Here is a 23,627-nt window from a genome sequence, read left to right as displayed (position 1 = left end):
AATAAGTGGAGAGTGCTCCTGACCTGCAACGATGGGACTTGTCTAGGGTCCTGTTGGCTGCAGGGAAAGAAGCACTCTCCAGGTGAAGAAGCGTATCGGGTCGTACCCGCGTGTCCGCATCGAGGGCGGCGGCCGGGCGGTGGTCTCGCAGGCCGGGGGCGTGCTGCTGGTCGAGACCGTCCGCAAGGCCGGCCTGGACACCGCGATATCAGCAGCGCTGACGCCGTGGCGGAAGGCTCGGGCGGTGCACGACCCGGGCAAGGTCCTGCTGGACGTGGCCCTGGCGGTTGCGCTGGGCGGCGACTGCCTCGCGGATGTCGCCATGCTGCGGGCCGAGCCGGCCGTGTTCGGGCCGGTGGCCTCCGATCCGACGGTCTCCCGCCTCATCGACGCCCTTGCAGCCTCCGGGGAGAAGGCCCTGCGGGCCATCCGTGCCGCGCGGGCTGAAGTCCGCCGACGTGTCTGGCGGTTGGCCGACCGGGAAGCGCCTGATGCGGGCGGGACGGTGACCGTGGACCTCGACGGGGTGCTGGTGATCGCGCACTCGGACAAGGAGGACGCCGCACCCACGTGGAAGCGAACCTACGGCCACCACCCGCTGATGGGGTTCGTCGACCACGGACCGGGCGGCACGGGTGAACCGGTCGCAGCCCTGCTCAGACCGGGCAACGCGGGATCGAACACGGCCACCGATCACATCACCGCCGCTCAACTGGCCTTGGCCCAGCTGCCGAAGAAGTACCGGCGCGGGCGCCGGACCCTGATCCGCACCGACTCCGCGGGCGGCACCCACGACTTCGTCGCCTGGCTCGCTCAGCGGGGACGGTGGCTGTCCTACTCGGTCGGCATGGTGATCACCGAGGCGATCCACCAGCATGTGCTGAAGGTTCCGGCATCGGCCTGGACGGCGGCCGTCGAGGCGGACGGCGGGATCCGCGACGGCGCCTGGATCGCTGAACTCACCGGCGACGTTCTGGACGGCTGGCCGGAGGGTATGCGGCTGATCGTCAGAAAGGAACGACCGCACCCCGGGGCCCAGTTGCGGCTCACGGATGCGGACGGCATGCGGCTGACCTGTTTCGCCACCAACACCTCGGGCCGGCCGATCGCCGGGCTCGAGCTCCGTCACCGGCTGCGGGCCCGGGCCGAGGACCGCATCCGCGCCGCCCGGGCCAGCGGCCTGCGCAACCTGCCCCTGCACCGCACGGCCCAGAACCGGATCTGGCTGGAGATCGTGCAGATCGCTCTCGACCTGCTGGCCTGGATGTCGACGCTCGCCCTGACCGGCAAGGCCAGGCTCTGGGAGCCCCGCCGGCTACGGCTCCGCCTGTTCACCGCGGCCGGACAGCTCGTGACCACCGGCCGTCGGCGAACCCTCCGCCTGGCCCGGCACTGGCCCTGGACCGGTCACATCACCGCAGCCCTCGACCTGCTCACCCAACTGCCCGACCCTGGCTGACCAGCAGATTCCCCGTCCCTTCGACAGCACCCCAACACCCGGAGCAGTGGAATCCGGCGCCATCCCGAGGCGACACTCGGGCCTTCGGCCTGCACCGCCTCAGCCCACGGCACGAAAACGGTCCACCGACTCCGTCGGCGGACCGTCACGAAACTTCGAGGTTAGCAGCCGCCACCGGTGATGCGTGAACGCTTCCAATTGTCACCCTTGACGCCCTCTGCACCCTTGGGACCAATGCAACCGCCTCTCCTCAATTCACCCACCGCCAGTGCCTTCAGGTTGTTATAGACACCCCGTGGGACATCGACGTCAGTACTCTTTCCGCGCTTTGAGGACCATCCGTCACTACCGAAAATCCCGAATTCCTTACCCCTGTGATAGACGTTGATCTCAAAGTCCATCGTGCCACCGATATCGAATCTGTCGACGCGTCCGGTTTAGTTACTCCCGAAACTCACGGGATCCTTCGGACCGCGTACACCTGCGTTGTGCACGAGGACCGGAGTCGAACCCGCCAGCACACAGTACGTGTGCTACGCGCCTCCTCACTACCTGCTTCTTCGCAGGTCAGCGCGTGAATTGCGTTCCGCTGGTGTCCGTGGTTGTGCGGGGGAATCCGTGGGTGTTGCCGTCACTACTGCCGTCAGGAGTCGGGCGGCTGGCACTGGTGCCTTGTCTCGCCCCCGCCGGTCACCGCAGAGTTTCTCGGGCCACCGTGTACACGGTTGGGCCGGTGAGCCCTCCACCTGTGCCGTCGCTCATGTCCAGGACCTCGAAGCCAGCACCCTCCGCGTAGCGTTCCAGCTCACGGGGGAACAGGACGCGCCTGCGGATCACGTCTCGCGCCTCGTCGCCCGAAGGGAGCGCCCAGTGCCGATGCATGGTGTTGATCTGGGTCCGCAGGTCCCACGTGTGGCGGATGGTGACGGTGGCGGGTCCCCTCGGGGTGTCCACCGTGGCAGTGGTCGGCTCGGTCCGGGTGATCGGGGCGACGGGGGAGCACAGCACGAGCAGCGCGCCCGCCCGGGCGTGGGCCGCGAAGGTGGCGAAGACCTGGCCGATCTCGTTGTTGTCGTACACGTAGGCGAGGCTGTTACCCATGCAGGTCACTACGTCCATGCGTTTGCCGAGTCGTACGGTGCGCATGTCGCCGGGGCGGATGTCCAGCTCCGGCCGGGCCTGGTGGGCGTAGTCGACCAGGCCGCGCTGGAGGTCCACGCCGATGCACTCGAAGCGCTTGCCCAGGATCTCCAGGTCCCGCCCGGTACCGCATCCGAAGTCGACCAGGGTCCGGGCGTCCGGCCTGTGCAGCTCGATCAGGGTCTGGCACATCCCGGCGCTCGTGCTGTCGGACTGCACCACGTCGTAAAGTGCCGGATCGCGGTAGAGGAGGTTTGTGTCTTCCACGTGCTCGGCTTCCGTGTTGGGGCTGGTCACATGAGGCTTCGCAGTCCGACCTCCAGGGCGAGCACATCGCACAGCAGATCGGGAACGACCGAGGCAGCGTCGGCGTCCCTCCGCGCCTCGGCGAGCGCCTTCCCGTCAACGTAGCCGAGGTCCACCAGGATGGACTCCTTCAGCATGTCGTCCAGTACGGGCAAACCGTAGGCCCGCAGGCCCTTTTCCAGAACGGCCAGGAAGTTTTCCGGTTCGGCCGGCGCGGCCACCCACTCGGGCAGCCCGGCCCGTCTGATCCGTTCGCGGAACAGCGCTTTGCCGCACTTGTGTTCGTGCGGTAGCTGCTCCATGAACCGCACGATCCGAGGGTGCACGAGCGGGCTCACCGGCCAGATTCCGGCCCGGAGGAATCCAGGGTTGTGCATCCCGAACGCCATCAGGGTCGGTACGGGCAGTATCGGGATGGGCGCCAGATGCTCGTTCACCTCGGCGAGCGCACGGGCCGCCTTGGCTCCGAGCCACGGTACGGGTTCAGGCATCGGCAGTTCGGCCCGCGTCCTGGAGTGGTATGCGTTGATCTCGTCTCCGCCGCTGCCCGTGAACATGATCTCGCACCGCTGGGCGGCTGCCTGCTCGCGTACGACATCGAATGCCTCCTGGTAGAAGGCTCCCGCCGGATCGTGCGGCTTGCGCAGGGCGCGCACGCCTCCGGGGCAGAAGGGTGGGTGCTGCATGGCGGTGGTGGCCGTGTCCCGGAAGCCGCAGTGCTCCACAAGGGCCCAGCGCCGCTCACTCTGTTGCCTGCCGGTGCTTCCTCCCATCAGCAGGCCGAAGCTGTGCATCTCGGGGAAGCGTGCCCCCTTCACGGCCAGGGCGACGTTCCCGGAGTCCGCGCCGCCGGACAACTCGACGCCCACGCACCCGGTTGCCGACGGCGCCTGGCGAATCACGTCGGCCAGCAACCCGTCCAGAGCCGCGAGTGGATCAACGCCGGGCCGCAGCGTGCGGGGCTCAAGTACGTGTTCGGCCTGCTCCGCGTAGCGGATGCTGAGCCCCGAGGGGCTGAACGTGGCCGATGCCCGTTCCGTGAGGCGGTAGACGTCTTCGAACAGCGTCTCGGACGTGTAGCGGTGCTGTCTCGTCAGCGTTCGGGCGACGACGCGCGGCACCAGGCGATCGGCCCGTAGATGCGGCCGCAGCAGCGTCAGGTCCCACGAGGCATGCAGTGCGCCGCCCCTCTCTGTCAGGTAGAGCGGAGCTGTACCGAAGACACCCGCTGACACACGGACTTCGCCCGGCTCCATGACGAGTTCGACGAAGTCGGCCCCGTCCCGCTTGCACTCCTGCACCCGGACCCGCACGCGCGACGCCTGGTCGTCGTGGACCTCCATGATCAACGCGGACACGTTCGCGGGCTCGATCCAGCTCCCACCGTTGATCCAACGGCCGCCCCGTGGTGTCCACTTGGGCTGCTGGAGATCAGCCAGGCGCAGACGCATCGACAGCATGTCGTCCCCTTCCAATGTCGTGCGGCGGGGCGGGGCCGCGAGCAGCCCCACCCCGCCTGGCGTCAGACCTCGATCACTTGCTGCAGTGGTCGCCGTTGTTGTCGCCACCGCCCGGCATCTTGTCGAGCAGCGCGGCCTCGACGGCCGGGACGCCGATGATCAGGTCGCCGGTGAACAGCTCGTCCACGTTCATCGCTTTCTCCCTTACGGTTTTCAGTGGACTCCGCGGCGGATGCTGCGGAGTTGGACCCGTCCGGCTGCCGGACCCTTGCGAAGAAGGCAGCCGGACGGGGTGCCCACCGCTTCCGACGGCGGGCCCTCCCTCGTCACAGGTGGGGAGCCTGCATTCGTGACGGAGAGGAGTCAGGTGGGTGTGGATGCGGCGGCCACGCCCAGGACGAAGCCGACCGATCCCGAGATGGTGATGATCAGGAGCGGCCCGGCGTAGCAGCCGACGACAGCGGCTAACCGCCTCAGTCGCTCTCCGCGACCGCGCTCGTTGACCTCGCGTACCGCGGCGCTCAGCCTCGCTGCCCCGTCCTGCGACGGCGTTGGGCAGTGCTGCGGGCAGCGACACGGCGAGAACCGATTCGAACTCGGCGGCAGGTCCGCGCCCCCGTAGGTGTCGATCCTCAACACCCCGTCCATGCCCCGCTCCTCAGTCATCCGGGCCAGACGGGCCCGCGCGTCACTTCTCATCCCTCAGCCCCTCAGACGACGGTTGCGGCGAGGTCTCGCCGTTCCCTGCTGTCTCTACGCAACCGCACGACCACGCTCAGCGGTACCGTTGCCGCAGCACCAGGACTTGAAAGCCTTGAAAGCTCGCAAGAGCACGGGGAGTTGAGGGCATGGCCAAGCGTGAACCGAACGTGGCGCTCGGTCGCCTGCTCTCCGAAAGCCGTTGGACTCATCGCCAGTTCGCGCGGGCGGTGAATCGCGTTGGAACGGAGACCAGCACGCCCTTGCGTTACGACGAGTCGGCGGTGAGCCACTGGCTCGGCGGCACCGTCCCCCGCGGTGCGGTGCGCGCATGCATCCTCGAAGCCCTCTCCCGCCGCCTCGGCCGCCCCGTCACCCATGCCGAAGCCGGGCTGCCCGTTCCACGCGATCGCTCATCCGCGGCTGCGGATACCGTGGAAGGGGTGATCGACCTGGGGAGGCTGGATATGGACCCGTCCCGCCGCAGCGTCCTGGGGGTCGGCCTGTTCTCCGTGGCCGTCGCCATTCCCGGCTGGCCTGATGTGGTTGGGCGTGCAGATGCCGTCCAGTCCGGCCGCACAGCACGCATCGGCATGAACGAAGTGAACATGGTCGTCGCCATGACCGAGCGTGTCTCCGAGCTGGACGATGAGTTCGGCGGCCGTCACGCACGTCCCATGGCGGCCTCGTTCATGGTCAACACCGTGGCCTCCTACCTGCGCGCCGACGCACCCGAGGACGTACGCAAGGCGATGCTGTCCGCCGCCTCGGACCTGCTCTACCTGACCGGCTACATGGCGGTGGACGAAGGGCTGCACGGTCTCGCGCAGCGCTACTACGTCAAGGCCCTGGAACTGGCGGGCGCTGCCGAAGACCACCTGACATACTGCACCACCCTGCGAGGCATGAGTGTCCAGGCAGTTGACCTCCGTCACGGGGCTAAGGCCATGGAGCTGGCCGACGCCGCTGCCGCCGCCTCCCCGAAAGCAGGCCCTCGGATGCTGGCCTTCCTCGTCGGCCAGCAGGCGCACGCCGCCGCGCAGACCGGCGACCGTACGGGCGCGCTGCGCTACATCCGGGAGGCCGAGGCGGCCATGGACCGTGCCGAGTCACGCGGCAAGGCATTCGGCTCGTATGACCCCTCTTCGCTCAACTACCACGTCAGCCAGGTACGTTACGAACTCGGTGACAAGGCCGGAGCCGTCGACGCCATGCAGCAAGCGGACCGGCTCCGCCCCAGCGTGTACCAGCGCACACGCGTACACCGTCGTGGCCTGTTGGCAGAGCGGCAGTTGGAACTCGGCCACCTGGAAGCGGCCTGCGTCACCTGGCACCAGGCCCTCGACGACTACCCCAAGGTGCAGTCCGACCGCGCCGACGAACGCGTGAAGGCAATGTTCGGTCTCTTGCGCCCTCATCTGAAGAACGCGACGGCCCGCGACCTGTACGACCGAGCACGGACGCTCGCACCACCGTCGCTGGTCACCTGACCCCCGTCGCAGCTTCAAGCCCAGCCACAGAAAGCCAACCACGACGGCGGGTGCGCCGAGAGATCACCCGCCATGTGTGCTTCCAGTAGCCCGGCTCGCCTCGACCACGCCTCTTCGTGCCGTCACGGTATCTGCGCTGCTCCGGCCTGGCCTGCGGGTAATGACCTGGGCGACTCGGGACGCGCCCCGCGCGACCTCACGTACTGGTTCGGCAGCATCGCCGTCCACCGGCTCCGCGAGAACACCCACACCCGCTACGCCACCTGCGTCCGCATCCCCCGCATCCCCGACCTCGGCGACAAGAAGGCCCCGCGGCTCGCCGCCAAGGACGTACGCACCTTCCTCGACCGCCCGCGCACCACCTGCCAGTGCGGCACCGACCGGGCCAGCTTCAGCATCGCCCGGTAGGCCGCCCGCGACCAGGTCATCCTGGCCGCGGGCGTCATCGCCGACAACGTCATCGACCGCGATTCCTCCCAGACCTGAACACCCGGGGGTTCCTCGCAGAACAGGTGGACTTCGACGGCCCGGACCAGCGCCGCGTGGGGTACGGCACCGGCCCGGGCCCTCGCTCAGCTGCTGCTGACGGTCAGGTTGTTCGTGGTGAAGTCCAGGCCGCCGGACGACGAGGTGATCTCGTAGCCGAACTGGACGTCACCGATGGTCTCGTTGCCGAACCAGCCCTTGGTGTCCTTGATCCACTTGAGGATCGGGAGGATGTTGACGGTGCCGGAGCTGGAGTCCGAGGTGCGCAGGAACGAGAACACCTCGTTGGAGCCGTTGTTGCCCTTGTAGACGTTCCAGGTGTGGCCGCCGAGGGTGGCCGAACCCTGCGGGCTGCCGAGCGGGCCGACGGCGCCGTTGTAGTTGACCCAGAGCATGATCTCGTAGTCGTAGTCCGTGTCCCAGATGTCGTACGAGGTGTTGTACGCGCCCGAGGACGGGACGGTGACGTTGTAGCTGCTGGTGAGCGAGGCGATCGAGGTGATCGGCTTGTTGATCACCTTCTTGGAGTTGGGGTAGGACTTGATGCCGCCGGTGTTGGGGTGGTCGGCCCAGACGCCCCAGTTGGTGCCGGAGTTGGCCCAGACGCACTGGCTGCCGGCGCCGGAGCCCCAGATGTTGTTGTAGAGCGTGTAGCCGTTCAGGTTCGTGTTGCCCCACTGGTCGCAGGAGTTCCAGATGGCGGCCGAGGCGGGGGCGGAGGCGAGACCGACGGTGGCGCCGACGGCCATCGCCGGGGCCAGCACCGCCATGGTGATCTTGCGCAGTGTGCTCTGTGTGCTCGTGTTCTGTGCGCTCTTTGCCATGGTGTCCCTTCCATGGGTGGGGGGAATTGCGGAGAGAATTGCGGGGGGATCACCACGCCTCAGGTGAGGACGTGGTCTTCTCCGGCGGCGGGACCGAGTTGCCCGGCGCCGGAGGAAGCGGTGGATGCCGGAGGAAGCGGTGGTGCCTCGGGGGGCGCGTTCATGGCTTCAGCACCGCCACGCCGTACCGGCCGAGGACCAGCGAGCCGGTGACCGTCGACCCGGTCAGCAGGTCGCGGTGGGTGCCCGGCACGTCGACCGTGATCTCGTCGCACCCGTGGTTGAGCACGAAGAGAAGGTCGCCGCGGCGGATCGCCTCCACCCGCTCGGGCAGCCCGTCGAGCACCGGCCGTACGCCCGCGCCGTCCGCCACGCCCGCCAGCAGGTCGCGCAGCGCGGCGGGTTCGGGCAACGTGGACACGTACCAGGCGCGGCCCTTGCGCAGGACGGCCGGCAGCCCGTCCAGCTCGCCGCCCTTGTAGCGGGCGACCACGTCCGCGTCCGCAGCCTGGAGTTCCTCGGACCACAGGGTGCCGTGGAAGCCCTCGCACTCGGCGTGCTCCCCCGCGTCGAGCGGCCACCACTCGTGCAGCGTGCGGATGCCGAACAGCTCCCGCAGCCGCGCGTCCATGCCGCCGGGCCGTACCCGGTCGTCCTCGTCGGCCACTCCGGTCAGGAAGCCGCATACGAGGGTGCCGCCGCCGTGTACGTAGGCGAGGAGGTTCTCGATCGCGGCGTCGCCCAGCAGGTAGAGCTGCGGTACGACGACGAGCCGGTACGCGGACAGGTCGTGCTCGGGGTGGGCGAACGCGGTGGTGAGGTGGGCCTCCCACAGGGCGCGGTGCCAGGCCCGCACGACCTGCGGGTAGTCGACCTCGGACGAGAGCCGGCCGTCCTGGGCGACGGCCCACCAGGAGTTCCAGTCGTGGAGGAGGGCGATGTCGGAGGTAATGTGATGCCCCGTCATCTCTCCGCCGATCAGGGCCAGTTCGGCGCCTATCCGCTTGACCTCCTGGAACGTACGGCCCTGCTCCCCCGCGTGGCCGACCATCCCGGAGTGGAACTTCTCGGCGCCCTGGCGGGACTGCCGCCACTGGAAGTAGCAGACGGCGTCGGCGCCGCGGGCGACGGCCTGGAAGGACCAGAGGCGGTTGAGGCCGGGCGGCTTGGGGTGGTTGACGCCGCGCCAGTTGACGGCGCCGGCGGCCTGTTCCATGAGCATCCACGGCCCGCCGCCCGCCTGGGAGCGGGTCATGTCCTGGACCAGGGCGCCGTCCTGCGCGCCGAACGGATCGCGCGGGTCCGGGTAGAGGTCCACGGAGACGACGTCCTCCTCCTCGGCCCACCGCCACGCGTCCTGGCCCACCCACATCGGCATGAAGTTGGTGGTGACCGGGATGTGCGGGGTGTGCCGGCGGACGATGTCGCGCTCGATGACGTAACACTCCAGGAGCATGTCGCTCGTGAAGCGCCTGAAGTCCAGGACGTGGGTGGGGTTCTTCATGTAGTGGGCCCGGCGCGGCGGCAGGATCTCGTGCCAGCCGTCGTATCCCTGACCCCAGAACGCCGTGCCCCAGGCCTCGTTGAGGGCGTCGAGGGTGCCGTACCTGTCCTGGAGCCAGCGGCGGAAGGCGGTGGCCGCCTCGTCGCCCCAGTCGTAGGTGCAGTACTCGTTGTTGATGTGCCACATGGTGAGGGCGGGGTGGCTGCCGTAGCGGGCGGCGAGGTCCTCGGTGATGGCGGCGGCGCAACGGCGGTAGGTGGCGCTGGAGTGGGAGAAGTGCTGGCGGGAGCCCCACCACTCGGTCTGCCCGTTCTCGTCGCGCGGGAGCGTCTCGGGGTGGAGGCGGCCCATCCACGGTGGGGGCGAGGAGGTCGGGGTGGCGAGGACGACGCCGATGCCGCCCGCGTGCATCAGGTCCATGACCGTGTCCAGCCAGCCGAACTCGCGTGCGCCCGGGCGTGGTTCGAGCTTCGCCCAGGAGAAGACGCCGAGCGTGACGGAGTTGACGCCGGCCTCCTTCATGAGGCGTACGTCCTCGTGCCAGATCTCCTCGGGCCACTGTTCGGGGTTGTAGTCGCCGCCGAAGAGGATGCGGCCGCGGGTGGCGGCGGAGAGTCCCGGCCTCGGGGTCCGCGCTCGGGCCGCGTCCTGCGCATTGCTGCCGGGGGTCATGGGGCGAGCTCCCCGTACGCGATGCCGCGGCTCGGCCGGGTGGGGCGCATGACATACCTCGTTCCACGGGGAGGGAGCGGCGGGGCGGGCCGCGGCGCTCCGGCGGGCGATGCTGTGTGTGCGGCTTGAACTGCTCGCGAGCAGCTCGGTTCGGTGCGGTGAATCGTGCGGTTGCGGCTCGTGTGGCTGGTCGCTCCCACACGGCGGAGCCGTATACCGGCACGGCCCGCGTCCCGGACGGGGCAGCCACATCCGGAGTGCACCCAGCGGAGCGTCCCCGTTGGGTTCCGCCGTGTCCGGCCGGGTGACGGGCACGGCCGGACACAGCGGAGTTCCGGGGGCGCGGCCGGGGTGTCAGCCCTTGACCCCGCCGGTGAGCATGCCCTTCTTGAAGTGCTTCTGGACGAAGGGCGAGAGGACGGCGACGGGGAGCAGGGCCATCACCATGACCGCCATTTGGATGGCGAGCGGGGAGAGCTGTCCGGTGTTGATCTGGGCGGTCAGGCCCACCGGGCGTTCCTGCTTCTGGACGAGCTGGATCATGACGTTCTGCAGCGGCATCATGTCCTGGTCGGTGAGGTAGATCGACGCGTTGAACCAGGCGCTCCAGTAGCCCACCGCGTAGAAGAGGGCGATCACCGCGAGGACGGCGCGCGAGAGCGGCATGACGATCTTCCACAGGATGCGCCAGTCGCCGGCGCCGTCGATGCGGGCGCTGTCGATCAGCTCCTGGGAGATGCCCATGAAGAACGAGCGCAGGACCAGGATGTTGAAGACGCTCACTGCGCTCGGGAGGATCAGCGCCAGGTAGGTGTCGGTGAGACCCAGGGCCTGCACCAGCAGATAGGTCGGGATCAGGCCCGCGCCGAAGAACATGGTCGCGAGCAGCGTCATCAGGATCCAGCGGTGGCCGAGCGAGCCGCTGCGGGAGAGGCCGTACGCGCTCAGCACCGACACGGCCATGCTGAACAGCGTGCCGACGACCGTCACGCCGATGCTGACAAGAGCGGCCCTCTGCACCTGGCCGCCGCTGAGGAGTTCCTGGTAGGCGACGAAGGTGATGCCCTTGGGGACGACCACCAGACCGCCGGCCTCGTCGATGGTCTTCTTCGACTGGAGGCTGGTGACGATGACGACCCACAGGGGGAAGAGGATCGCCAGGCAGGCGATGCCGAGGACGAGGCCCTTGCTCGCCAGGCCGGCCCTGGACGGCTCCTCCTCCCAGACGGGGCGGGGCGGTGCGGCCCAAGGGCTCGGCTTCTTCGGAGCGGACTGTGCCGGCTGCTCGCCGGCCGGCTGGTCGAGGACGGCGGTCACTTCTTGTACACCCCCTGCTCACCCATGAGATGGGCGACCTTGTTGGCGGTCAGCACCAGTGCCAGGCCGACCACGCCCTTGATGAGGCCCGCGGCGGCCGCGTAACTGAAGTCCTGGTTGCGGATGCCGTTCCACCACACATAGGTGTCGAGGACGTCGGAGGCGTCGACGCCCACGGCCTGCCGTTGCAGCAGCAGTTGCTCGAACCCGACGGTGAGGGCGTCGCCGACGCGCAGCACCAGCAGGAGGGCGATCACCGGGCGCAGGGCGGGCAGCGTGATGTGCCACATGCGCCGCCAGCGGCCGGCGCCGTCCATGGCGGCAGCCTCGTACAGGTCGTTGGAGACGGACGACAGCGCGGCGAGGAAGACGATGATGCCCCAGCCCGCGTCCTTCCAGATGGTCTCGACCGTGACCAGGTACTTGAAGATCTCCGGGTTGGTCATCAGGTCGAAGCCCTCGTAGCCGTGCCGGCGGAGGGTCTGCGCGATGATGCCCGCGCCGCCGAAGATCTGCATGAACACGGTGACGACGAGGACCCAGGAGAAGAAGTGCGGCAGGTACATGACCGCCTGGGCGAACGCCCGGACCCGGGGCCTGACCACGCTGTTGATGAGCAGCGCGAGCAGGATGGGGACCGGGAAGAACAGCACCAGTTGCAGGAAGAACAGCACGAACGTGTTCTGCACCGCGTGCCAGAAGCCCGAGTCCGCGAAGATCCGCTCGAACTGCTCGAAGCCCACCCAGGGGCTCTGGAAGATGGCGACGAAGCCGTTCTCGCTGAGGTACGGGTCGTACTCCTGGAAGGCGACCACATTGCCGAGGATCGGTATGTAGTTGAAGACCAGGATCAGCAGCACCGCCGGCAGCACCATCAGGAGCAGCGTGCGGTCGCGCCTGAATCTGAGCCGGAGGCTCAGCTTTCCCGACTTTCCCGAGCGTTTCCTGTCCCGGGACCGGAACCGGAACCGGAACCGGAACCAGGACTGGAACCGGGACCGGGGTCCGGCGGCTCCGCCGGACCCCGCCGGAGTCTTCGCGGGGGTCTCCGCCTCGGCCGCGGACCGAGGCACCGTGCTGCGGGACACGGCCTTCTCCTTGCCTCGGCCCCGGATCAGTTCGCCGAACCGGTGTCGTCGAGCAGCTTCTTGTACCAGTCGCGGAGTTCGTCGCCGCCCTTGCTCTTCCAGTCGGAGACGGCCTGCTGCACATCGCTGATCTTCTTGCGGCCGCGCACGACGTCGTCCTCGAGCTGCTCGAAGCTGTCGGCGAGGTTGGCCCAGCGGTTCGGCTCGGTGACGGTCAGTCCGAAGAAGGAGGACTTCGTGGTGAAGGCGCCCATGCGCTGCTGCCACTCGACCATGCCCTTGGTGACGTCGGGGAAGTCGGGGTAGGCGATGTACGGGGCGGGGTTGCCGGTGTAGTCGAAGGCGCCGTTGACCTCGTTGACGCCCTGGGTGGTCTTGACCGGCAGGCCCTTCTCGGTCTCGTAGTCCGTGCCCTCGACGCCGTAGGCGGTGAGCATGAACTCCTTGGTGCCGTACGGCGCGGCACAGAAGTTGCAGACGGCGAGGAAGTCCTTGATCTGCTGCTCGGACGCCTTCTTGCTGATGAAGGTGAAGATGTTGGCGGGCTGGACGGCCCACAGCTTCGGGTCGCCGCCGTCGGGGCCGAAGATGTCGAACGCGGCGATCTCGAAGTCCGGGTTCTGGGTGCGCTGTTCGGCCGTCTTGCCCCACCAGTCGGAGATGTTCTGGCTGTAGACCAGCACCTGTCCGGCGGTGAGGCGGTTGCCCGGGTTGCCGCCCGCCTTGCCGGAGACCGCGTCCGGGTGCACCACCTTGGCCGCGTAGAGCTTGCGCGTCCACTCCAGGGCTTCGAGGTACTCCTCGGTCTCGATGCGGTTGACGAGCTTGCCGCCGTCCATGTTCCACCACAGCGCCTTGTCGCTGCCCGACAGGACGCCGAAGACGTTGAACGCCGTCCACTTCATGTCGTCGCAGGCCCAGAGCTTCGACCTGGCGTCGGTGGCCTCCTTCGCCCAGGACAGGAAGTCGTCGGGGCTCGTCGGGACGCTGTACCCCTTCTTGTCGAAGAGGTCCTTGCGGTACAGGGGCGCGATGTCGGTGACGTACGGGGCGGGGAACGGGATCGCACGGAGTTGCCCGCCGAAGATGCCGCGCTGCCAGGCCTCGGTGGGGACGGCGGCGAGGTTCGGGTAGTCCCTGACCTTGTCGCCGGACAGGTAGGGGCCGAGGTCGGCGAACTTGGCGTTGATGGCGCCGGGGATCTTGCCGTTGAGGTTCCAGCCGGGCACGACCACGACGTCGGGGATGTCGCTGGAGGCGAGGACCGCGCCGAGCTTCTCGTCGTAGGTGACGCCGTCCTGGTTCTGCCAGGTGGCCTCGACGCCAATGGCTTCGTTCATGGCCGTGTAGTACGGGTTGTCGTCCTTCGGCGGGGTCCCCCAGAACGGGGACATGATCTTGAGCTTGCCGCCGCTGCCGAGCTTCTTCGTCACCGAGGTCTTCAGGTCCGCGGTGGCGATCGCCTTGCTGAAGCCGGCCGCCGATCCGTTCTTCGCCGGGATGTCGGGCGCCACGACGGTCGAGGCCACGTACGCCGGGAGGATCTTCGCCGCGTCCTTCCCCGAGGTGGTGCCGTCCTTGCTGCCCGGCTGCGAGCCGCCGCAGGCGGACAGCAGCGGCACGCCTCCGGCCACCGCGGCTGCGGCGACCGCCGTGGAGGCGAGGAAGCTTCTCCGGCTCGGAGCGGAAGTGGCGGAGTTCGGCGTCATTGCGTCAACCCTTCATGCCTTCATGGCGCACACCAGGACACACGGCGAGAAAGCCGTCGGCTGCGGTGTCTTGAGTAGAACTGGCTGTGCTGAAGCGGCGAACGTCGGAGGGGTGTGAGCACGCGAGGCGCATCCTCCGCAGTCGAAGCGCTTCGATGTTGCTGCGAGGTTAAGTGAACCCGTGGGGGTGCACAAGAGTCGATTCCACAATTCCTCGGAGGTGTAAGGGAGCGGAGCGATCAGTTCCAACCCCGCATATGACGGCGAGGAAACGAACCTGTTGCGCCTTGGTCTCTTGACACCCACCCTCGGGTCGAATGAGCATCGAAGCGCTTCGAAAGCGCCTCGCCGCTCCACCGCAAGGGGACCCACATCGTGACCGCACAGACGCCGCCCACGCCGCCTTTCCGCGATCCGCAGCTGCCTCTCGCGAAGCGCATCGACGACCTTCTCGGACGGCTCACCCTCGACGAACGGATCGCGCTCCTGCACCAGTTCGCACCAGCCGTCGAGCGCCTGGGCATCGCCGCGTTCCGCACCGGTCAGGAGGCGCTGCACGGTGTGGCGTGGATGGGCCCGGCCACCGTCTTCCCCCAGGCGGTCGGGCTGGGCACGACCTGGAACGAGGACCTCGTACGACGCGTCGGCGAGGCGGTGTCGACGGAAGTCCGCGCCATGCGGGCCCACGACGACCGCGTCGGCCTCAACGTGTGGGCACCCACGGTGAACCTGCTGCGCCACCCCCTGTGGGGCCGGAACGAGGAGGGCTACTCCGAGGACCCGAAGCTGACCTCGGCCATCGCGACGGCGTACACGCGGGGCCTGCGCGGCGACCACCCGGCGTACTGGCGCACGGCCCCGGTCCTCAAGCACTGGCTGGCGCACAACAACGAGACGAACCGGGACACCACCTCTTCCTCGGTCCGCCCGCGCGTCCTGCACGAGTACGACCTGCGCGCCTTCCGCGAGACCGTGCGGGCGGGGGCGGTGGCCGGGGTGATGCCCGCGTACAACCTGGTCAACGGCCGCCCCAACCACGTGTCGCCGTACCTGAAGGAGCACCTGCGCACCTGGACCGACGAGGACCTCCTCGTCTGCTCGGACGCCGGCGCGCCCTCGAACCTGGTCGACTCGGAGCACTACTTCGACACCCATGAGGAGGCCACGGCGGCCGCGATCCGCGCCGGCGTCGACAGCTTCACCGACCACGGCACGGACAGCTCGAAGACCGTCGAACGCGTCCAGGGCGCCCTGGACCAGGGCCTGCTGACCGAGGACGACATCGACCGGGCGGTCCGCCGCCAGCTCTCCGTCCGCTTCCGGCTCGGCGAGTTCGACCCCGGATCCGGTCCCCACGCCGGCGTCGGGGACTTCGACACCCCGGCCCACCGCGCCCTGGCCGAGGAAGCAGCCGGTCAGGCGATCGTCCTGCTCAAGAACGACGACAACCTGCTTCCGCTCCCCGAGGGCACCCGCATCGCGGTCGTCGGCCTCCTCGCCGACGAGAGCAAGCTCGACTGGTACAGCGGCACGCTCATCCACCGCTCCACCCCACTGGAGGGCCTGTACGACCGTTTCGGCGCCGAGCGCGTCACCTTCGCCGAGGGCGTGGACCGCATCCGCCTCAGGACGTCCTCGGGAACGTACCTCTCGGTGCCGGAGGCCGCCGACGCGTCCGACGAGGCACACGGCGCGGAGGGCGCCCTCGACCCCGCGCTCCTGGCGGGCCGCACGGACCTCCCCCCGCTGACCACCGACGCGACCGGCACCGTCCTCGCTCTCGTCGACTGGGGCGACGGCGTCCTCACCCTGCGCGCCCCGGACGGCCGCTACCTCTCGGTCGCCGACGACGGTTACGTACGCGCTTCCGCGGACCAGCCGGGCGGCTGGGTCGTACAGGAGACGTTCCGTCTGGAACGCCACGAATCCCATGAGGACGGCCACCTCCTCAGGCACATGGGGACGGGCCTGCACGTCTGTGTCGCCGCGGACGGCGTGAAGGTTGCCGAGGAGAACGGCGAGATCTTCACCCTGGCCGTGACCGAACGCGGTGAGGAATCCGTGGCGAGGGCCGCGTCCGAGGCGGACGCCGTCCTGGTGGTCACGGGCAACGACCCGCACATCAACGGCCGCGAAACGCAGGACCGCACCACCCTGCGCCTCCCGGAACACCAGGAGCGCCTGCTCCGCGCCGCCCGCGCCGCGAACCCGAACACGGCCCTGGTGCTCACCTCGTCCTACCCCTACGCCGTGGACCACGAGGACCTCCGGGCCGTCCTGTGGACCGCGCACGGCGGCCAGGCGGCGGGCACCGCCCTGGCCCGCGTCCTCGCCGGGGACGTCTCCCCTGCGGGCCGCCTCCCCCAGACCTGGTACGCCGCCGACTCGGACCTGCCCGACCTGCTCGACTACGACGTGATCGGCAGCCGCCAGACGTACCTGTACTTCGAGGGCGCGCCCCTGTTCCCCTTCGGCCACGGCCTGTCCTACGCGGAATTCGCGTACGAGAACCTCACCCACTGGGTGACCGGCGACGAGGTGAAGGTGACGTTCACGCTCACCAACACGAGCGAGCGCACAGCCGACGAAGTGGCCCAGCTCTACCTCAGGGCCGTGAACCCGTCGGTCCCGCGCCCGCGCCGCGAACTGGCCGCCCACCGCCGCGTCACGCTCGCCCCCGGCGCCTCGACGGACCTGACCTTCCACCTCCCCCTCTCCGCCTTCGAGTTCTGGGACGTGGCCCACAGCCGTCACCGCCGGGAGCCCGGCGCCTACGAGCTTCTCGTGGGGGCCTCCAGCGAGGACATCCGCCTGACCACCACGATCGACCTCGACGGCACCCCGGCGGCCCCTCGCCCGGTCGTCGAACTCGGCCTCGACGCCGCCGACTTCGACGACCAACGCGGCACGCAGATCGTCGACCGCACGAAGACGTCAGGCGACGCCGTGACACCCACCGCCGACGGTACGGGCGAACTCCTCTTCCATGACTGCGACTTCGAAGCCGGAGTCTCCGAAGTGACCATGGAGGCTGCGGGAGAGGGCGCCATCGAGTTCTCCCTGAACGGCGGCCCGGTCCTGGCCGTCCTGAACCTCTCGCCCACCGCGGGCCCGTACGACTACGCCACCCTGAGCGCCGGGATCGTGGCCACCGGCGTGCACGACGTCCACCTGAAGCTGCGCGGCCCGCTGCGGCTCGCGCACGTCGGCTTCTCCGGTTGAGGGTCCGGACAAGGCCGACACAACAAGGGGTCCGGCACCGGAAGGCATCGGTGCCGGACCCCTTCGTCCCGGGACACACCCGGAACTTACGTGAAAACGACTGTCACAAACCGAACCGATCCGTCGCGCCGGATCAGAGCTGAATCCCGGTCAGCACCATGACCCGCTCGTACGTGTAGTCGTCCATCGCGAACTTCACGCCCTCACGCCCGACACCGGACTGCTTCACACCGCCGTACGGCATCTGGTCGGCACGGTAGGACGGCACGTCCCCGATCACGACACCGCCCACCTCCAGGGCCCGGTGTGCCCGGAACGCGGTCTGCAGGTCATGCGTGAACACACCGGCCTGCAGCCCGTACTTGGACTCGTTGACGGCGGCGAAGGCGCTCGCCTCCCCCTCCACACGCTGCACGGCGAGAACGGGCCCGAAGACCTCCTCGCACGAGATCGTGACGTCCGCCGGCACCTCGGTGAGCACGGTCGGCGCGTACGAGGCCCCGTCCCGCTTCCCCCCGGTCAGCAGCCGGGCCCCGGCCCCGACGGCCTCCTCGACCCAGGCCTCCACCCGCCGCGCGGCGTCCTCACTCACCAGCGGCCCGACATCGGTCGCTCCGTCGGACGGGTCCCCCGTCACCTGAGCCTCGACGGCGGCGACGATCCGCGGCACCAGCCGCTCGTAGACCTCCGCGTCCGCGATCACCCGCTGCACGGAGATGCAGGACTGCCCGCCCTGGTAGTTGGAGAAGGTGGCGATACGCGTGGCCGCCCAGTCCAGATCCTCATCGCTCGCATAGTCCGCGAGGACGACAGCGGCGCCGTTGCCCCCCAGCTCCAGGGTGCAGTGCTTGCGCGGCACCGAGTCTATGATCGCGTAGCCGACCTTGTCGGACCCCGTGAACGAGATGACCGGCAGCCGCTCGTCCTGCACGAGCGAGGGCATCCGCTCGTTCTGCACGGGCAGCACGCTCCAGGACCCCGCCGGCAGCTCGGTCTCGGCGAGCAGTTCTCCGATGAGGAGCCCGGACAGCGGGGTCGCGGGCGCGGGCTTCAGAATGATCGGCGTACCGACCGCGAGGGCCGGCGCGATCTTGTGGGCGCACAGGTTGAGCGGGAAGTTGAAGGGCGCGATGCCGAGCACGACGCCCTTCGGGAACCGCCGCGTGAAGGCGAGGCGCCCCTGGCCGCCGAGATCGGTGTCCAGCCGCTGGGCCTCACCGCCGTTGAACCGCCGCGCCTCCTCGGCCGCGAACCGGAACACCGACACGGCGCGCCCGACCTCACCGCGGGCCCACTTGACCGGCTTGCCGTTCTCGGCCGAGATGAGCTGCGCGATCTCCTCGGTCCGCTCGACCAGCCGCCTGCTCACGTGGTCCAGGGCGGCGGCGCGTACGTGGGCCGGGGTGGCGGCGAACTCGTCCCGCACGGCGTACGCGGCGGCCACGGCCTCCTCCACCTGGGCGTCGGTCGGCACGCTGACCCGGCCGACGAGTCGGCCGTCCCACGGTGAGGTGACATCGAAGCCGGTGTCGCCGGTCGCCTGGCGACCGGCGAGCCAGAAGGCGTGGGTGGCAGTCATGGTCCGGCCCTTCCGCGTTCGAAACGTACGTTCATGACCACGGTAGGTCCGGCTGCCCGCCAGGTCGTTTGTCCGAGTCGTAAAACTCTTCGCTCCGGACGCGCCGATTTGTCGTGATCGCCGGTGGGTTTGTGAGTCTCGTGTGCTGGGTTCTGCCGTGGGCGGCTGCGGGTTTGTTGTGGCTTGTCGCGCAGTTCCCCGCGCCCCTTGAAAGCACGGGCGCACCCGGCACCTGAAACGCGCCGCAACCAGAACCCGCCCTTTCCGGCCGTGGGCGGCTGCGGGTCCGTTGTGGCTGGGCCCGCCCACCCGGCGGAGCCGCATATTCAACACAGCCCGCGCCCCTGAAAGCACGGGCGCACCCAACACCGGAAACGCGCCGCCACCAGGACCCGCCGTCCCGCGCCCCTAAAAGCGCGAGCGCGCCCGAGGTCTCGACCGGGCCGCCCACGCACCGATGGCCGCGTACGCGCGGCAGGGGGTGTGTCGGGAGGTGTCCGCCCGCAGCGGCCGGCGTCCGCCGCCGGGCATCCTCACCACACCCCGGAACCGCCGGACCGAGGACGGAGCACCCCCCGGCGCGCCTCCGACCCACGACACACGCCTAGGCGACGCGAACCCCCACGACGGAAAGCCACCCCGAACCCCGAACCCCGAACCCCGGCCACCCAGCCACCCGGCCCCGGCCCCGGCCCCGGCCCCGGCCCAACCGCCGGAGGCAACCCGCCTAGTCCGCCACCCCCGCCGTCGCCTTCAGGGCCAGCCACAGTTCCATCCGCACGTCCGGGTCGTCCAGCGACCGGCCCAGGATCTCCTCGACCCGCCGCATCCGGTACCGCAACGTATGCCGGTGCACCCCGAGATCCGCCGCGGCCGCGTCCCACTGCCCGTGCTTCGACAACCAGGCCCGCAGGGACGCCACAAGATCCCCCCGCCCGGTCGCGTCGTGCTCGCGCAGCGCCCGCAGCAGCCCGTCCGCGAACGCCCGTACCGCGTCGTCGGCCAGCAGCGGCACCACGGACCCGGCCGCCAGTTCCTCGTGCTCCACGAACGCCCGCCCCCGCCGCCGGGCCACCGACAACGCCTGCTCGGCCTGCTTGTACGCGGCGCCCGCGGCGATCGGCCCGGCAGGCGCCGACAGTCCGACGGCCAACTCGTCCTCCTCACCCGCCCCCGCGTCGCGCACCGCGGTGGCGGCCCGCGCCGCCTCCAGCCCCAGCGCGAACTCCCCGCACGCGGCGACCGCCGCACCCCGTCGCCGGCCAGCACGACCAGCCGCTCCCCGTCCGGCACGACCAGCACGGACTCCCCGCCCGCGCCGCCGCCCCTCCACCACTTCGGCCAACTGCCCGAGCGGGCCACTGTCGACATCGGCCTGCAAAGGCTTTCCGGTCACCAGGGACGCATCCGCCCCCAAGGGCTTGGACGCCGAGGACGACTCCGCGAGGATCATCCGGAACGGAGCGTCCAGCAGTTCCCCGTACAGATCCCCGGCCACGGCCCGCGCATGGTCCGGCTCCCCGGCCAGCAGCATGCGCAGCACCGCCGCCCCGAGCCGCTGCTCGGCCGCGTGCAACGACCGCGACCGCTCCGTCGTCAGCGTCAGCAGCGCTATGGCCGAGTGAACGGCGTACCGTTCGGCGGTCCCCAGTGCCGCGGCGGTGCCCACGGCGAGCGCGGCCCGGGGCCGCCGCCCGGTGCCGAGGGAGTGCAGCTCGACCCGGTCGCCACCGCCGTCCCCGTCCGGACTCCCGACCACCGCGCTCGCCGGCGCGGGCCGTTCCCGCAACCGCTCGACGTCCGCGGTGAGCCGGGCGGCCCGCCGTCCGGCCCAATCGGGCGCGGTCGCCACCAGGGCGCCGGAGGCGTCGTACAGGGCGGCCCACCCGTCGAGCTGTGTGGCGAGCGCGGCGAGCAGGCCCTCGGGCGCGTCGTTCAGCGCCTGCTTGGTGAGCTCGCGCTGGGCCGCGAACCCCGCGGTCACGGCCCGGTACTGGTCGGCGGCTATGGCGGCGGAGACCGCCTTGCTGATGGCGAGGAACGGCGTGCGCCGCGGCACCTCCAGCAGCGGCAGCCCCTCGCCCTCGGCCGCGTCGACGAGCGCCTCGGGCACGTCCTCGTAGTTCACCCCGACGGCGAACCCGAGTCCGACGACCCCGGCCCCCACCAGCCGCTTCACATACCGCCGCATCGTCTCGGGATCCTCCGCGTCCAGCTTGAGCGCGGTGATCAGCAGCAGTTCCCCGCCCTCCATGTACGGCACGGGGTCGGCGAGCTCGCTCGCATGCGCCCAGCGGACGGGCACATCCAGGCCGTCCGTGCCGGCGCGCACGGTCAGTTTGAGCGCGGAGTGGTGGACGAGCGAGGCGAGCGTCGGGGGCATATGGCCTTCTGGTGTTCACAGAATCTGCGTCGGACACGGACAGTTTCTGCAATGATCACAAACAGCGTGATCATTTGTCCGCGATGTATGAACACCCTATGCCGATTCGGCCGGACCGTAAGGTCCGTATGGCCCGTACCGTCAGCTCCGCAGATCCACCAGCAGCGGCGGCGCGTGTTCCCCCTGCACATTCGTCAGCGACAGCACCGCGTGCCCCGGCGGCACCCCGTGCGCCAGCTCGGACGCGGACCACCGCTCCCGTTCGACCTGCCGCACGGTCACGGCCCGTGCGGTCGGCGCGTTCCCGGTGATCACGCGCCGCAGCACGTACAGGGCCTTGCCGGCCGGCGTCTCCGCGATGATCTGCCGGTCGGTGACGTCCCGGGCCTCGGTCCACTCCTTGCCCCACACCTCGGCGAAGTCCTGCCCGTCCCAGGGGGTGAGCCCGGACAGCGCCATCCGGCAGCCGGTCGCCCCGAGCAGCGGCCCGCGCAACGGCCGGGGCACGTCGTCGAGCGTACGCAGCGTCAGGACGGCCCCGGCGTGGGCGGACCGCAGCCGCTGGATGCCGCGAACGGCCTCCGGGGTCACCACTCCGGTGGCGTCGTCGAGGACGAGACAGGCGAACAGCGACCGGTCCTCCCTGACGGCCACGCTGGCCGTGAACTGCGCGAGCACCAGCCGGGCCAGGATCCGCGAGGCGTCCGCGTGCCCGCGCTCGGGCAGGTCGATCCGCACCCGCACCGGATGGTCGAGCGCCTTCAGCGAGAAGGGCCGGGACTGCCCGGACGTGTCGAAGAAACCGGAGAAGGCGGGCCGGTCCAGCAGCGCCACCCGGTCCGCGAGGACCGCTCCCACATCCCCGGGGTGCCCCGACTGCCGCTCCCGCGCGTCGAGTTCACGGAGCAGGGACTCCTCTCCGGCCTCCTGGAGGGCCTTGCGGAGCGCGTCCCGCGGTCCGGGTGCGCCGTCCAGGAGCTGTCGCAGTTCGGGCACGGACGGGAACCGGCCATGGACGGCACGGAACGGCCCGAGAAGCTGGGCGAGCACGGTGGTGGAGCGGCGGCTGTCGCCTCCGGGGTGCGGGTCGGCGAGGTCCCCGACCAGCGCCTCGGCGAGTATGGCGGCCGCCTCGTCGGGGTCGGTGGTGCCGCCGTACAGGTCGAGGTCGTGCACCGATTCGGGGTTCCCGATCCGTACGACGACGTCGTACGCGTCCGCGGGCCCGAGCCCGGCGCCCGCGGCACCGACGACGACGACCGAGGCCCGTCCGGCGAGCGCGTGCAGACACAGCGACTCGGCGACGGGCCAGACGACGGAGCCGGTCTTGCCGGAGCCGACCGGGCCGACGGCGACGAGTGAGGTGCCGAGGAGCTCGGGCCCGAGGGCGAGCCCGGCCCCGCGGTAGGCGTACGGGTTACGGGCGTCCTCCACGGTGGTCCCGAGCCGTACCTGTCCGGTGACCAGATCGTGTCGGGCGAGCCGCGCCGGCAGGTCGCGCTCGCCGGAGGGGTGGAGGCAGGCGGCGGCGCCGTCCTGGAGGACGGCGGAGCTGAAGGTGGCGAGGCTGTGGCGTCCGCTGAGCACGCCCTGCCAGGCACGGAGGATCCGGGCGTGGTCGACGTCCCGCATGAGCCCGGAGCTTGCCTCGGCGGCGAGCCGCTCGGCGGCGTCGACGGCTCCGGCCGCGCGGAGCTGGTTCCACTGGGCGGGGTCGTCCTGGGGTGCGGGGGCGCCTCCTGGGGCTCCGGCCGTCGGAAGCGGGGGGCGACGAAGCGGCGCCACACCTCGCTCCAGCGGCCGAGCCGGGCCACCCCGACCATGATCGCGAGGGCGACGAGCAGCTCGTAGCCCCGGTACACGAGGAACGTGCCGGTCTCGCCGAGCTCGCTGTCGGCGCCGCGCCAGGAGTCCGGGGTGATCAGGTTGAGGGGCACCCACCACCAGCCGCCGAGGTACCCGTTCTGCAGCAGCGACCAGATCAGCCATCCCACCAGGAAGGCGATCAGCGCCCCGCTCAGCAGCTGCCGCGTCGGAATCTCCTCGGGCGCCTCCGCGGGCCGCGGCCGGTGTCCGAACCGCCACACGCCGGGTGCCGCGTCGGGTCGTGGTGCGCGCAGCCAGTTGACGAAGGCCGATCCGTCCGGCATCGGGGGTGCACCCGGTGCCTGCGGCGGCCGGGGAGGCATCGCGGGCACATCCGGAGGCCCCGCCGGACGCGGTACGGGGTTCGTGTGCGTACCCCGTGCGTCCTGCGTCCCGTCGCTGTTCATCGCCGTTGCCCCCAGA

The 23,627-nt window shown here is 70.0% G+C and carries 12 protein-coding genes and 3 pseudogenes; 4 read left to right on the top strand and 11 right to left on the bottom strand.

The genetic code is table 11. The annotated features are described in order from the left end of the window. Positions 1-82 precede the first annotated feature (82 nt). Positions 83-1,459: an IS1380 family transposase gene (locus tag E0500_RS18560; protein WP_181586818.1), complete on the top strand. Its 1,377-nt coding sequence runs from the start codon at positions 83-85 to the stop codon at positions 1,457-1,459. Positions 1,460-2,149: 690 nt separating this feature from the next. Here the strand turns inward: E0500_RS18560 and E0500_RS18555 are convergent. From E0500_RS18555 to E0500_RS43905, 3 genes are all read right to left on the bottom strand, one after another. After that, the gene (locus E0500_RS18555; protein WP_131568632.1) at positions 2,150-2,866 is read right to left on the bottom strand and encodes a class I SAM-dependent methyltransferase; all 717 of its coding nucleotides are present in this window, start codon (positions 2,864-2,866) and stop codon (positions 2,150-2,152) included. Positions 2,867-2,892: 26 nt separating this feature from the next. Further along, the gene (locus tag E0500_RS18550) at positions 2,893-4,365 is read right to left on the bottom strand and encodes an asparagine synthase-related protein (protein ID WP_181587044.1); all 1,473 of its coding nucleotides are present in this window, start codon (positions 4,363-4,365) and stop codon (positions 2,893-2,895) included. A gap of 363 nt (positions 4,366-4,728) precedes the next feature. Continuing rightward, on the bottom strand, positions 4,729-5,013 hold the full coding sequence (locus tag E0500_RS43905) for a hypothetical protein (protein ID WP_258572841.1): 285 nt from the start codon (positions 5,011-5,013) through the stop codon (positions 4,729-4,731). 200 nt (positions 5,014-5,213) lie between these two features. Between E0500_RS43905 and E0500_RS18540 the strand changes: the two genes are divergently transcribed. Together E0500_RS18540 and E0500_RS18535 are read left to right on the top strand one after the other, a co-directional pair. Next, entirely contained in the window at positions 5,214-6,554 is a 1,341-nt protein-coding gene (locus E0500_RS18540) for a tetratricopeptide repeat protein (RefSeq protein WP_220140543.1), read from the top strand. Positions 6,555-6,749: 195 nt separating this feature from the next. Continuing rightward, positions 6,750-6,932 (top strand): annotated as a pseudogene (locus tag E0500_RS18535) (site-specific integrase); the annotation flags it as partial. A gap of 194 nt (positions 6,933-7,126) precedes the next feature. On the opposite strand, the gene E0500_RS18530 reads toward E0500_RS18535, so the two are convergent. The 5 genes from E0500_RS18530 to E0500_RS18510 all read right to left on the bottom strand — a co-directional run bounded on the left by E0500_RS18530 (position 7,127) and on the right by E0500_RS18510 (position 14,154). After that, complete coding sequence (locus tag E0500_RS18530; protein ID WP_131568630.1) at positions 7,127-7,864, bottom strand: GH12 family glycosyl hydrolase domain-containing protein; 738 nt, start codon at positions 7,862-7,864, stop codon at positions 7,127-7,129. Between the two features lie 160 nt (positions 7,865-8,024). Then, entirely contained in the window at positions 8,025-10,040 is a 2,016-nt protein-coding gene (locus E0500_RS18525) for a beta-galactosidase (RefSeq protein ID WP_131568628.1), read from the bottom strand. A gap of 354 nt (positions 10,041-10,394) precedes the next feature. Next, positions 10,395-11,357 (bottom strand): carbohydrate ABC transporter permease, encoded by a 963-nt coding sequence (locus E0500_RS18520; protein WP_131568626.1) that lies wholly within the window; start codon positions 11,355-11,357, stop codon positions 10,395-10,397. Then, positions 11,354-12,445, bottom strand: a complete 1,092-nt coding sequence (locus tag E0500_RS18515; protein ID WP_131568624.1) for a sugar ABC transporter permease — start codon at positions 12,443-12,445, stop codon at positions 11,354-11,356. Before E0500_RS18515 ends, E0500_RS18520 begins: the two co-directional genes overlap by 4 nt. A 26-nt stretch (positions 12,446-12,471) precedes the next feature. Then, positions 12,472-14,154: a Tat pathway signal sequence domain protein gene (locus E0500_RS18510; RefSeq protein WP_131568622.1), complete on the bottom strand. Its 1,683-nt coding sequence runs from the start codon at positions 14,152-14,154 to the stop codon at positions 12,472-12,474. Between the two features lie 375 nt (positions 14,155-14,529). On the opposite strand from E0500_RS18510, the gene E0500_RS18505 reads away from it, so the two are divergent. Then, positions 14,530-17,376 carry a glycoside hydrolase family 3 C-terminal domain-containing protein gene (locus E0500_RS18505; protein ID WP_131568620.1) on the top strand — a complete coding sequence of 949 codons (2,847 nt, stop codon included), beginning with the start codon at positions 14,530-14,532 and terminating at the stop codon, positions 17,374-17,376. A gap of 133 nt (positions 17,377-17,509) precedes the next feature. Here the strand turns inward: E0500_RS18505 and E0500_RS18500 are convergent, their stop codons facing one another. The 3 genes and pseudogenes from E0500_RS18500 to E0500_RS18490 form a co-directional block, all read right to left on the bottom strand. Beyond that, a complete protein-coding gene (locus tag E0500_RS18500) occupies positions 17,510-18,955 on the bottom strand; it encodes an aldehyde dehydrogenase family protein (protein WP_131568619.1) in 1,446 nt (481 codons plus the stop codon). Between the two features lie 727 nt (positions 18,956-19,682). Further along, positions 19,683-21,338: pseudogene (locus E0500_RS18495) on the bottom strand (PucR family transcriptional regulator). A gap of 141 nt (positions 21,339-21,479) precedes the next feature. Then, positions 21,480-23,611 (bottom strand): annotated as a pseudogene (locus E0500_RS18490) (ATP-binding protein). Between the last annotated feature and the right edge of the window lie 16 nt (positions 23,612-23,627).

This window comes from Streptomyces sp. KM273126 (genome assembly GCF_004337435.2).
In the GTDB taxonomy this organism is placed as follows: domain Bacteria; phylum Actinomycetota; class Actinomycetes; order Streptomycetales; family Streptomycetaceae; genus Streptomyces; species Streptomyces acidicola.
The sequence above is the reverse complement of the archived record's forward strand: the minus strand, read 5'-3'. Positions and strand labels throughout refer to the sequence as shown.